Source organism: Atopobium sp. (genome assembly GCF_034113385.1).
GTDB lineage: Bacteria > Actinomycetota > Coriobacteriia > Coriobacteriales > Atopobiaceae > Atopobium.
In genome coordinates this window covers 12,307-24,491 of sequence record NZ_JAXEXL010000013.1, presented here as the reverse complement: position 1 = coordinate 24,491, position 12,185 = coordinate 12,307, and the positions used below count along the sequence as shown (strand labels likewise).

The 12,185-nt window shown below is 46.5% G+C and carries 14 protein-coding genes and 2 tRNA genes; 15 read left to right on the top strand and 1 reads right to left on the bottom strand.

Annotated features, from left to right (window positions below; translation table 11 throughout):
* Positions 1-29: 29 nt before the first annotated feature.
* The 6 genes from SPD80_RS03420 (at position 30) to typA (ending at position 5,500) form a co-directional block, all read left to right on the top strand.
* Positions 30-452: a PTS fructose transporter subunit IIA gene (locus SPD80_RS03420; RefSeq protein WP_320828491.1), complete on the top strand. Its 423-nt coding sequence runs from the start codon at positions 30-32 to the stop codon at positions 450-452.
* A gap of 59 nt (positions 453-511) precedes the next feature.
* Positions 512-982: a PTS sugar transporter subunit IIB gene (locus SPD80_RS03415; protein ID WP_320604405.1), complete on the top strand. Its 471-nt coding sequence runs from the start codon at positions 512-514 to the stop codon at positions 980-982.
* 34 nt (positions 983-1,016) lie between these two features.
* Positions 1,017-1,784, top strand: coding sequence for a PTS sugar transporter subunit IIC (locus SPD80_RS03410; RefSeq protein ID WP_320828490.1), 768 nt, complete (start codon positions 1,017-1,019; stop codon positions 1,782-1,784).
* Positions 1,774-2,640, top strand: coding sequence for a PTS system mannose/fructose/sorbose family transporter subunit IID (locus SPD80_RS03405; RefSeq protein ID WP_320828489.1), 867 nt, complete (start codon positions 1,774-1,776; stop codon positions 2,638-2,640). The genes SPD80_RS03410 and SPD80_RS03405 overlap by 11 nt, the downstream gene beginning before the upstream one ends.
* A 426-nt stretch (positions 2,641-3,066) precedes the next feature.
* Positions 3,067-3,564: a hypothetical protein gene (locus tag SPD80_RS03400; protein WP_320828488.1), complete on the top strand. Its 498-nt coding sequence runs from the start codon at positions 3,067-3,069 to the stop codon at positions 3,562-3,564.
* A gap of 97 nt (positions 3,565-3,661) precedes the next feature.
* Positions 3,662-5,500, top strand: a complete 1,839-nt coding sequence (typA, locus tag SPD80_RS03395) for a translational GTPase TypA (protein ID WP_320604822.1) — start codon at positions 3,662-3,664, stop codon at positions 5,498-5,500.
* A gap of 78 nt (positions 5,501-5,578) precedes the next feature.
* On the opposite strand, the gene SPD80_RS03390 is transcribed toward typA, so the two are convergent.
* Entirely contained in the window at positions 5,579-6,253 is a 675-nt protein-coding gene (locus SPD80_RS03390) for a trimeric intracellular cation channel family protein (RefSeq protein ID WP_320604824.1), read from the bottom strand.
* A gap of 115 nt (positions 6,254-6,368) precedes the next feature.
* Between SPD80_RS03390 and SPD80_RS03385 the strand changes: the two genes are divergently transcribed.
* The 9 genes from SPD80_RS03385 to rplI all read left to right on the top strand — a co-directional run bounded on the left by SPD80_RS03385 (position 6,369) and on the right by rplI (position 11,826).
* Positions 6,369-6,459: transfer RNA gene (locus SPD80_RS03385), tRNA-Ser, on the top strand.
* Positions 6,460-6,498: 39 nt separating this feature from the next.
* A tRNA-Ser gene (locus SPD80_RS03380) sits at positions 6,499-6,589 on the top strand.
* Between the two features lie 442 nt (positions 6,590-7,031).
* Entirely contained in the window at positions 7,032-7,553 is a 522-nt protein-coding gene (locus tag SPD80_RS03375) for a DUF6978 family protein (protein WP_320828487.1), read from the top strand.
* Between the two features lie 3 nt (positions 7,554-7,556).
* Positions 7,557-8,339 (top strand): DUF1829 domain-containing protein, encoded by a 783-nt coding sequence (locus SPD80_RS03370; RefSeq protein WP_320828486.1) that lies wholly within the window; start codon positions 7,557-7,559, stop codon positions 8,337-8,339.
* A gap of 119 nt (positions 8,340-8,458) precedes the next feature.
* Entirely contained in the window at positions 8,459-9,793 is a 1,335-nt protein-coding gene (locus SPD80_RS03365; protein ID WP_320828485.1) for a zinc-ribbon domain-containing protein, read from the top strand.
* A 330-nt stretch (positions 9,794-10,123) separates the two neighbouring features.
* Positions 10,124-10,417 carry a 30S ribosomal protein S6 gene (gene rpsF, locus SPD80_RS03360; RefSeq protein WP_320604003.1) on the top strand — a complete coding sequence of 98 codons (294 nt, stop codon included), beginning with the start codon at positions 10,124-10,126 and terminating at the stop codon, positions 10,415-10,417.
* A 45-nt stretch (positions 10,418-10,462) separates the two neighbouring features.
* Complete coding sequence (locus SPD80_RS03355) at positions 10,463-10,915, top strand: single-stranded DNA-binding protein (RefSeq protein WP_320828483.1); 453 nt, start codon at positions 10,463-10,465, stop codon at positions 10,913-10,915.
* Positions 10,916-10,959: 44 nt separating this feature from the next.
* On the top strand, positions 10,960-11,226 hold the full coding sequence (rpsR, locus tag SPD80_RS03350; protein WP_002563056.1) for a 30S ribosomal protein S18: 267 nt from the start codon (positions 10,960-10,962) through the stop codon (positions 11,224-11,226).
* 57 nt (positions 11,227-11,283) lie between these two features.
* On the top strand, positions 11,284-11,826 hold the full coding sequence (rplI, locus tag SPD80_RS03345) for a 50S ribosomal protein L9 (RefSeq protein ID WP_320828481.1): 543 nt from the start codon (positions 11,284-11,286) through the stop codon (positions 11,824-11,826).
* Positions 11,827-12,185: the final 359 nt, after the last annotated feature.

The following is a 12,185-nucleotide window of genomic DNA, read 5'->3' as shown; positions in this document are numbered from 1 at the left end:
AATCGCATTCAAAGCCGTAAGGAAGTTGCATGAGGCATTTAGTACTTGCATCGCACGCTCATTTTGCACAGGGGATTGCCGAAAGTCTTGAGCTTTTGGCTGGTCACCCTTGTGACGTGCATGTCATCAATGCTTTTGTAGATGGATCAAGCGATGTAACAGCTCAGATAGACGCCTTGTTGGCAACCATTCCGCAAACGGATGAGCTTGTGGTAGCAACTGATTTGATGGGCGGGAGCGTTACCAATGCGTTTCTAAATCGCATCCAAAATCAGGAGCGTATCTATTTGGTAGCAAATATGAACTTGCCCTTGTTGCTTACCCTCGCGCTTTCTCTGAACGATGCTCCTGATTTACCGCAGCTGCTTCGTGAGCTTGTTGCCAGTTCAGAAGTATCGCCAAAGTATTGTAATGACCTTTTGTCAGACATATATGACGACGATGATTTTTAGCACGCATTACATCACGGGGAGCATCTTGCCTCTTGGAAAGATGAGTATGAGGGGGAGCTATGATTTGTCTTTTGCGCGTTGACCATAGACTTTTACATGGTCAAGTAGCGGTAAGCTGGACCACGGCCCAGCATGCAGATTGCATTTTTATTGTAGGCGATAAAGTAGCCAATGATGTTACGTGGCGCACGACGCTTAAGTTGGGCAAGCCCGCGGGATGCAAGCTTGTAATTAAAGACATGGCAAGCGCCATTGAAGCCATTAACTCTGGCGTAACCGATAAGTACCGCATGCTGATATGTGTGCAAACCATTGCGGATGCCAAAGCGCTCATTGATGGCTGCCCACAAATTACCAGCCTTAACTTGGGAAACACCAAAGAGAGCTCCACTACGACAGAGGTTACTCGTCAGATTTTTTTGGAGCAAGAAGAGATTGCCATGCTCAAAGAGCTTATCGCGCGTGGAGTAGAAGTGGAATACCGCGCCTTGTGCGACGACAAGAAAGTTGATATGAGCCACCTGATTTAGCAGTATTACGCAGACAAAAAGATTGGAGGAACAAATGCTCGGACAAGCTTTGGCAATTGGTCTTATTGGTGCTCTTGGCGGTCTTGATTTTCAGCTTGGTACACTGTATGCGTTTAGGCCTATTGTCCTGTGCCCGCTTGTGGGCCTGGTGCTTGGTGATTTACAAGCTGGTTTGATGATTGGTGCCAGCTTAGAATTGCTGTTTATGGGGTCTATTTCCATTGGTGCCTACGTGCCACCTGATGTTACCACTGGCGGTGTGCTTTCGGCCGCATTTGCCATTTCTTTGGGACAGGGCACCGAAGCAGCAATTGCTCTTGCTATGCCCATTGCCACTCTGGCTTTGGCTTTAGGTAATGCCATTAACGCGCTTGGCCCTTTGCTGCTTGGAATTGCCGATAAGGCAGCCGAGAAGGGCGACATTAAAGGTGTGTACGCCATACACTGGATTTTGGGTCTGTTAGGCGTTGCCAAGCGTTTTGGTTTGTGTTTCTTAGCGTTTTACTTTGGCGCCGACGCTGTTCAGGGTCTCCTTAATTGGATTCCATCCTTTGTGCTTGATGGCTTTGGTGTGGCAGCAAACATCTTGCCCGTTATGGGCTTTGCCATGCTTGCTCGCATGATTCTTAATCGTGAGCTGCTTCCTTTCTTTGTTTTGGGTTTCTTGCTTACTTCATACATGAACGTTCCTGTTTTGGGCGTTTCTTTACTAGCAATCATTATTGCTATCGAGAAACTCGGTCTGCTTGATAAGCTGCAGCCTGCAACCACAGTGGAAGGAGCTGATGACGATGACTTCTAATGTACCCGCTACTGAGCCTGCTCTAGGTTCTGCTGCTGAACCTACTACTCACAAGCTTACAAAGGCTGACCTCATTGCCTCATCTTTGAATTTGGGTTCGCTTGGTATGGAGTTCTCTTGGACCTACTACAAGCAAATGAACCTTGCCTTTGCCTTGATGGTTAATAAGCTTTTAGAGAAGATTTATGCTGGTAATCCTGAGGGGTATAAAGCAGCGCTCGTGCGTCATATGGCCTTCTTTAACATCACGGTACAGTTTGCTCCTTTTGTAGGCGGCATTGCTATGTCTATGGAAGAGCGTGTAGCTCGTGGTGAGATGGAACCCGATGCTATTAATGAAGTAAAGTCTGCACTTATGGGCCCTCTTTCTGGTGTGGGCGATTCGATTTTCTTGGCAACATTGCGTGTTGTTGCTGCTGGCGTGGCAATTTCTCTTGCTCAACAAGGTAATGCCTTGGCGCCTCTTGTGTATTTGCTCATTTACAATATCCCCGCGTTTCTCACTCGTGTATATGGTGTACAACTGGGCTATAACTTGGGCGTGAATTTCCTTGAGCAAGCTCAGAAGTCAGGGCTCATGGACAAAATTATGTTTGCTGCTGGCATTGTGGGCGCCATGGTAATTGGGTCTATGACTAAGGATATGTTCTGGGCTTCAGTTATTCTGCCTATTGGTACGGGCGAGTCTGCAAAGACACTCCAAGAAATTCTTGACGGCGTTATGCCTGGCATTGTTGGCATGGGCTTTATGGGTTTGTATTACTGGATGCTGGGTAAGAAAATCTCTCCAACGTGGATTATTATTTTCACCATGATTTTGGGTGTTGTGGGAGTGTATTTTGGATTCTTGGGATAAGAGTCTTTTTTAGTACGGTTTTGTCCTAGTACATAGCTTTTTGTAAGGTGGTGGCCAATATGGTTGCCACCTTTTTACAGTGCGCTCGGCATGGTATGCAGCAACAAGCATGCCGCAGCATCAAAAAGACAGCTTTTGGAATGTAAGCTCAACTTTCTGTCGTTAGCTTGATTTCTAGAGTTCTAACAACTTTTTTTGAAGGAAAAAAGTTGTTAGAAGTAACAGTAATGCTGTAATCACCAAAAAGTGTCGTTAGAAGTTGTTTTGAAGCCTTGCTCCAGCAGCAAGGCTCTTTGTTTGGCAGGGCTCTAACAGCCTTTATGAAGGCAACAAATCCCTAGAAGCACCAATGCTGTTGTGATGCTAATTCTGCAGGCTCTGTGACAAAGCGTGCTGTGCAGCATGTATTTGCAATGCAAGAGTATTATGAGTGCAGTTATTTCGCTTAACGATAGGGGATTTGTGGCCCAAAGTAATCAATATGATCAGTCAGGTGCCGTTTCAGAAGAGCTAGATGCACTATCTTGTGACCTGTTAGGCTCAGCGTTGGATGCACTTGCTGCAGGGGTAGAGGTATGCGTCATTACCTCGGTAGAAGATGCCGCTGGCACGCGCGTTACCAACTCATTTTCTGAGGATGGCATAGAGGCCTGTATTGATGAGGCTCACAATTACATAGCTGCACTAGCTTTAGAAAAAGCGGCTCGTCCAGACAACCTTGATGTTCCGGTGCGGTATGCCATGGTATATGAGGGTGCCGTAGACTTGGGCAATGACGGCTATGAAGACGCCCTCATCCTTGAGTTTGCCGAGAAAGGCCAGCAGGCTTTTTCGGCATATGTATTGTGGCAGGGCTTTGGCGCAGGCGAAGCATTTCAGTGGTGTGACCCCGAGCCTGCTGGTGAAGTTGCTTCACTTTTGTAAAAATATCTCCTTTGTCGCTTTTCTCGGCAGCGTACAAAATATAACGTATACATCCTGATGTACTCAGAGGCAGAAAAATATTTAGAAAGTAGGAACCATGCTCCAAGAGCACATTCGCAATATTGCAATTATCGCCCATGTTGACCACGGCAAGACTACTTTGGTAGATAAGCTCCTGCGTGCGACGGATGCTTTTCGCGATAATCAGCAGGTAGAAGAGCGTGTTCTGGACTCAAATGATCAAGAGCGCGAGCGCGGCATTACCATCTTGGCAAAGAATATTTCCATTGAGTACAAAGGCGTAAAAATTAACGTTTTGGACACGCCTGGTCACGCAGATTTTGGCGGCGAGGTGGAGCGCGTTTTAAAGATGGCTGACTCTGCGTTGCTGCTGGTAGATGCTGCAGAAGGTCCTATGCCTCAAACGCGCTTTGTTTTGCGTCACGCTATTGATGCGGGCTTGTCCATCATGATTGTTGTTAATAAGATTGACCGTGATGGTGCAAACCCTGAGCGAGCACTCAACGCCTGTCTGGATTTGATGATGGATTTGGGCGCCACGGATGAGCAGCTTGAGTTTTCTATGGAGCATGTTGTGTATGCCAGTGCTGTTAATGGCTTTGCTCGTCTGTCTCCTGATGATGACAACAATGATATGTACCCGCTACTAAATATGGTTGTGGACGAGCTTCCTGCTCCTTCTGCAGACGTGGACGCTCCTTTGGCTATGCAGTGCGTAACTATTGACCACTCTACCTATGTAGGACGCATTGGTATTGGTCGTGTGTACTCGGGTACCATCCATGCAGGCGATAAGATCTTGGTTGTTAAAAACGATGGTTCTCGCACAATGAGCCAGGTCAAGCAGCTGTTTACCTTTGACTATTTGGGTCGCAAAGAGTGCACCGAGGTATGTGCTGGTGACATTGGCGCTGTTGTAGGTGTTGATTCCACAGACATTGGCGATGTGTATACAGATCCAGATACTCCCGTAGAGCTTGATCCCATCGAGATTGATCCTCCAACGCTCGCAATTGTATTTGAGGCTTCTACTTCACCTTTGGTTGGTCGTGACGGAGAGATCGTGGGCGGTCGTCAGCTTAAAGAGCGTTTGATGGCCGAGCGAGAAAATAACGTAACCATGCGCATTGAGGAGCTTCCCGACAAGACGGGTACCGAGGTGGCTGGTCGTGGTATTTTGCACCTCTCTGTTTTGATGGAAACCATGCGTCGTGAAGGTTTTGAGTTCCAAGTGGGCAGCCCGCGCGTTTTGTTCAAGAAGGACGAGAACGGCAATAAGCTTGAGCCTGTTGAGCAGGCTGTAGTAGAGTGCCCCAGCGAGTATTCCGGTAAGGTTATTGAGGTATTTGGTGATGCAGGTGGCACCATGACCAATATGGAAGCTGGTACTGTGCAAACTCATCTTGAGTTTAAGATTCCTACGCGCGGCATTATGGGTCTTAAGACGCGCGTCCTTAATGTTACTCACGGCGAGGCAGTCTTCTATCACACTTTCTTAGAATATGGTCCTTTTGCTGGTGACATTGGTTCTCGTCAAAATGGCGCCATGATTTCCATGTCTACCGAGAAAGCCGTCGCGTATGCATTGGGTACCCTGCAAGAGCGTGGTCAGCTCTTTGTTGGTCCTGGTGATGAGTGTTATGAGGGTATGCTGGTGGGTGAGCGTTCTCGTCCTGGTGACATGGTGGTTAATATTGCACGTACCAAGTCTTTGGGCAACCAGCGTTCCTCTACCGCTGACATTTCGGTGCAACTTACACCTCCACGGACCTTCTCGCTAGAAGAAGCCTTGGAGTACATTATGGATGATGAGGTTGTAGAGATTACGCCCAAGAATATTCGTATGCGCAAGCGCATTCTTAACGCTACCGAGCGCAAAAAGTGGGCTGTACGCTCTGGTCTTGTAAACAAGTAGCTCCTCGTCGCTCTGAGCACTTTGCGTGTTTGAGTGTTCTAAGTGCTTTAAGCGGATGCGTGGGCAGACGTGCGTGTGCTACTTTTTACGTCGTGCTTTCTCTTTGATTCTTTTGGCGCTTGCTGCAACTTTGGGAGTCAAATCAACTTCAGTGGGCAGTGTTACGTTGTAATAAAGCGATAACCTGCGCAGTCCCATAGTTGTAGCAACGCTTGCTATAGCAGAGATTTCCAAATTGTAGTGACTGACGGCAACGAGGGTGTAATACACAACGGCACCACCAATAGCTGCCACAGCGTAGAAATTGGAGCGCTGGAAGATGCGTGGCGTATCGCCCAAAAAGACGTCGCGCATCATACCGCCGCCAACACCAGTAAGCACACCCATAAGCATGCAGGCCATGGGGTACAGATTGTAGTGAATGGCTTTATCGGTGCCGGCAACAACAAACAGGCCAACAGATAAGATGTCTAGCCAATCCAATAAATTGGGGTATCGCTTGATAATTTGTGGAAAAAAGTAACCGATAACACCTGTTGCTACAACAAACGGAATGGCATATGGAGACTGCAACATATAGACGCTGCCAACCTGCATAGCCATATCACGGATGAGGCCACCACCCAGGCCGCACAAAAATCCCAAGCCAATATAGCCAACTAAGTCCAACTTACGTTCTTGAGCTGCCCAAACTCCCGCTAACGCACCAACAATAACGGCGGCAAGGTCTAGCCAAATAGGTATCTGAAGCACATAATCTCCTGCGAATGAAGAAATAAATACGAAAGTATCTTACTAGGACTTTACAGAAAAGTTCTTTTCTTTTCGGCGAGAAATACGTTATACTAACCGATGCGTTTTCTATTAAGGAGAGTTGTCCGAGCGGCTGAAGGAGCACGATTGGAAATCGTGTAGGCGCCGAAAGCGTCTCCGGGGTTCAAATCCCCGACTCTCCGCCAGTTTATTTCGCGGCGCCGCAAGGCGCCGTTTGCACATAGGGAGAGATGGCAGAGCGGCTGAATGCGGCGGTCTCGAAAACCGTTTACCTCTTATGGAGGTACGAGGGTTCAAATCCCTCTCTCTCCGCCAGTGCTTCTTAAATAAAACAGCCTGTCTACCTGCGTTTTGATTGTTTAACATTGCTGCGAAAATTAAACCCCGTCCTTAAGTGTCGTATATCTCTATCAGGCATTTTTATCTGCCGGGTCATTTTATGGGTCACATTTGGGTCACGTTTTAGGGTTATAGAACAAAAGGGGTTAGGCTGCTTTCTTGGAGACTTTTACTAGCTTATTACGGTGCTCGACGATAGTCGTCCTTCTATGTTGTTTGCATAAACATCCATGAAGCTACTGTAAAGTGCGTTAGGCAGCTGGAAAATGATGTTGAGCTGGCATCTGACTCAACCGACCCAATGTTTCATTCGAGGGCATACGATTATATAGTGGCCGGTACTGAGTCAATTGCGATTGTCGGACGTGTTGTTGGGTGCGCCGTACCACTTAATTTCGAGATATAGGGGAGAGTGTAAGTGGATATCGACAACAAGATTTACTCTTTTTCTGACCTTACAGATAAAACGCAAGAGTATCTTAAGATGCCAAAGAGACCAGTAAATGGTATTCCTGTTCTAGACTGGCCAAAAGCTGGCTGCAAGTTAAACATTGAGCTTATTTCCGACGAATGTATGAAAATTAAATTCTTTCTTGATATCCATGAATCAAAATTACAATCTTCTATTTTGCTTACCGCTCAGCCCGATAGGAAGTCTGCAACTCAAGCGCGTTACGCTAGCAATGTGATGATTCGGATTGATTTCTCAAATAATCAAGAACTGCTAAAACATCGGAATCCTGACGGCACAATGATATATGGCAACCACATCCATCTTGACGTTCCTGATTATGGGTCAAAATTCGCAGTTCCAATCTTTCAGCAAGATATAATAGTTGCTGAATATGAAAATGGAACGATTTATCCATTTTTCGAGTCCTTATTACGAGTTGATTCTATTAGCGATAAACTAATACGCAATTATTCGTTGGGGGTGTAAGAAATGCTGCTCGAGCAGGCAAATACGATTATTGATAGCTATTCAAAATGGATTGCTGCTAATATGTCTGCAGTACAGCAAGGTGATTCTGTAAAAATTATTACACCCATGCTTAATCGCAATAATGATTGTATGTCTATCGTTATTGGTGATTTACCGGCAGGCGGCTATGCCTTAACTGATTTGGGCGAGACAATTTCAGATTTGGAACTTTCTGGCTTTTTATTTAACTCTGAAAAGAGAAGAGAAAAGCTTAACGGTGTCATCGCTGGTTTTGGCATTAGTAAAACAGATGATGGAGAGCTTTATGTCAAAGCAGGCGACAGTGATCTTCTAGTCAAAATGAATATGATGATGCAAGCAATGGCATCGGTCGATGACTTGTTCCAGATTAACTCCGATAGTGTGCGAGCTCTATTTTATGAAGAAGTCGGTGAGTGGATGGATAAGCATGAGATTAGAGCTATCGAAGGCCCATCCTTTACAGGCAAATCTGGAATGCTCCACAAGTTTGATTATGCTATTCCAGGCGTAAAGAGGGGAGAGCGGAAGCTTGTTAAGACCGTGAATACGCCGGTAGAAAATAATGTGAAGAACGCTCTTTTTGGATGGGAAGATATTGAGCAGAGCCGCACTGGTTCTACAGGCTATATTTTCCTGAATGCTGCCAATGGAAAAGATGGCCATATCGATCAAACTGTTTTATCGGCGTGCGAAATCTATGGAATGAAACCAATCCAGTGGGGTGTAAATCAGGATGATTTCATTGAAGAGCTTGCTGCTTAAAAGATAGATGTAAAAGTACACTTATGTATTCACCCTATAGTTACTTGTTGCATAGCAGTGGCACGTGTCGAACTTCTCTATAATGTGCATCACTATACCTGTCAACATACGGAGTTTATATGTCTCAACTTCAGTTTTCAGACAAGCAATACCTTTCACGTTCTTGGCATATGCTTACGCGTGAAAAGGGATGGATGAAGGCAATTATACTGCTTACATTGTGCGGACTTATTCCTATTATCGGCGGCCTTGTTGTCTTGGGCGCTGCATTTGAATGGGCTCGTTTAACTGCATGGGGCGTAGAATCTTCTCCTAAGCAAAAGAGCATCGATTTTGGTAAGTGTCTCAAGACGGGCTTTTTTGCTTTTATCATTATGCTTATTGTGCAGGCAATCTTACACATTGTTATGGCTGTAGTAATAGCAATTGTGCCATTTTTGACCATTCTTTCTTTTCCAGTATTACTTTTTGGCGAGGTTGTTGCGGGTGTTATAGCTCTTTATGCAACCATTTATGGCCGCTTTAGTGCTGCTATGAGCTTTTCCAATCTTTGGAAGATGATAAGCCATGACTGGAAGGGTCTACTTAAGATTACTGGTGATCAAATCATACTTGGCCTTATCCTATCGGCAATAGGTTTTATATGGACGGTTGTTATAGGAATACTTCTTCTTGGTACGGCTGCTCCAGGTTTAGCTGGAGATATTAGTCGATTGGCCAGCCCTTACGTTTCCTCGGGTTCTGAAGCGTCAATTGTGCTAGATATCATTAGTAGACTAATTACTGCTTTCTTGCCTCTTGTTGTTTTGTCTTGGATTGCCATTACTTTTTCGTCGGTTTTTACCCTTTTGCTTTCATATAACATGATGGGCCTTTGGATGCTTCAGTTTAGGGTTTCCGAATGGACCAACCCAGACGATCCACTGCCTACTCCCTTAACATCGCCAAACTCAGGCATTGGTTCTACAACGCCCGCGTCTCCTATAAATCCTGACGCACCTGCATCTTCAGCAACATCAGCCAATGCTTCTTATGTACCTACGCCCGTGGCTATTCCTTTACCTGAGTCCACCTCGCCTGATACAGCAGATTCTGTAACGGATACTCAGACAGATGCTCAGGTAGATGCCACCGCTGCTGCCGAGAAAACCAATGAAGCAGATGCATCTGTGGATGCAACAGCAAATATGCAGCCAGAAGAGCCTGCACCTGCTGAAGAACCATCTAAGCTTGATGAGCCTACTGAGACGCCTGCTGAGACAGCTACGCCTATTGAGGAAACACCTGTCTCTAACGACTCTTCTGTGGATGCTGTGGCTGTAAAAGATGACGCTGTGGATGACAATACGTCAGTACCTACAACAGATACCACTGCCTTTTGCCCTGAGTGTGGCACGAAGGTTCCTGAGAATAGCATGTTTTGCCCTCAGTGCGGCTCTAAGCTTGAGGGATAAGAACAGAAAGTATTTTCCTGCTTTATTGGGTTAACTTTGCTGGGTAAAAAATATGGCCTCCTGCAGCATGGTGCTACGGGAGGCCTTTTTATAAAACGTAAGATACAGGACAAACGAGCTTGTTTTTGTTTGGATTATGTTTATAGCTGTTAGAGTAGTGTTAGATACGGTTGCTAGACTGCCATTTATGGAGACGTACGGGAGGGAAATAAAAATATGAGCCTTCACATGGCATTACAAGGACATTGTGATACCATTGCAGGTCGAACCTTTCCTGCTTCGGGTGCAACCTTCACATCCCGAAGCCTTGAGCCCAGAGGAGGTGACAATATGAAGGCTTATGAATTGCTGTTTTTTGTCGACCCTTCTTCTAATGAAGAAGTGCGCGCTGGTGTAATGAAGCGCATTGATGTTGCTATCACCGATAACGGTGGTCAGGTCGACAATGTCGAGGACTGGGGCAAGCGCAAGCTTGCTTATGAGATCGACAAGCTTACTGAGGGTGATTACACCCTTATTAACTTCCATGCAGATCCAACTCAGATTGCAGAGCTCGACCGTGTTCTTCGCATTAATGATGCGGTAAAGCGTCACATGGTTGTACGCCGCCCTGATAAGGACTAGTACTGGAAGGTGGGTTGTACCCACAAATGAGAGGCAGTGATCACAATGAGCATTAATCGCGTGGTTATCAGTGGAAACCTTACTCGTGAACCTGAACTTAAGGCAACTGCTGGCGGCACCCAAGTTCTTTCTTTTGGTGTTGCCGTTAATGATCGCCGTCGCAACCCTCAGTCTGGCGAATGGGAAGATTATCCCAATTTCGTTGATTGCGTAATGTTTGGACCTCGTGCAGATGCAGTTGCACGTTTTATTAGCAAAGGCTCCAAGGTTGCTATTGAGGGCAAGCTTCGTTACAGCTCATGGGAGCGCGACGGTCAGCGTCGTAGCAAGCTTGAGGTTATTGTTGACGAGATTGAGTTCCTCTCTAGGAATCAGCAAGGTGCAGGCGGCAACGCAGGCAGCTTTGCAGCTTCCGCCCCGTCAGCTTCTACAGCAGTGCGTCCTGTTCAGGCTCCGCCAACCGCTGCCGATTATGCTGATGAGGATATCCCGTTCTAAGAACGCTCTGCGACAAATTGTCGCCAGACGAAAGGTAACAAGACATGGCTACTGATTATCAGCGTCAGCCGCGTCGCAAGTATTGCCAGTTCTGCAAGGAAGATACGGACTTCATTGATTACAAAGACGTCCAACTTCTTCGCAAGTACATGACCGACCGTGGCAAGATTAAGCCTCGTCGTGTCACTGGCGCCTGCACGCAGCACCAGCACGACATTGCACTTGCAATCAAGCGCGCACGAGAGATGGCACTTCTGCCGTACACTGTTCCTGTAGTGTCCAGCCGTGGTGGCCGTCGCGAGCGTAACTAGCCCGCAATTCGTAACCAAAGTCGGATGCGAAGACATTCGATTACGTAAGGAGTGTCCATGAAAGTCATCCTCTTGGGTGAGCTCAGGGGCAAGGGTGGCGAAGGCGACGTCGTAGACGTTGCACAGGGCTATGCGGAGAACTTCCTGTTCCCTAACCGTATGGCTCTCGCTGCGACCCCTGGCAACATCAAGCAGCTCGAGGAGCGCCGTCATAACATCGCAAAGCGTGAAGAGAAGCGCGTTGCAGATGCTCAGGCAACGAAGGCAGCTCTTGAGGGCAAGACTGTAAACATTGACGTTAAGGTGGGTGAAGAGGGCCAGCTGTTTGGTTCTGTCACCAATACCATGATTGCTGATGCTGTTAAGGCTCAGCTTGGCGTCGAGATTGACCGTAAGCGCATTGAGCACACCTCCATCAAGGTTGCTGGCGCTCATGTTGTAACCGTTAACCTCTACCGTGAGATTAACGCACAGGTACAACTTCTTGTAGGCGACCCTTCTTTGGTAGTTGAGGAGGCTCCTGTACAGGAGGCTGCCGAGACAACCGAGGAGGCCGTTGAGGAAGTTGCTGTAGAGGCAACTGAGGAGTCTGCTGAGTAAATCAGCAGGCCTCAAAGCTCAGATAGCTATTTCAACAAAAATAAGCTAGCTACGAGCATAGTTGTACTTTTTACACAACGCAGGTTTTTATAAAAGCCCTGTTCACACGCTTGCGTGAGAATGGGGCTTCTCTTGTGCTCAAGAATACCAATGCCGTTTACCTGCGAAAACAGCATTACTGCAGGTAAAAATAGTTGCCATCTATCTGAACTGGGGTTTTAAAAAACAAGGTTTTTACTGGTGCAGAGTTTGTCGAAAACCGTTTACGTATTTGAGAAAAAATTGTCGAAAATGTTTAAAACTCACATTCCCCACGATAGAGCGGAGTAGCTATTAACAATGCCCTTTTCAAAGTAGTA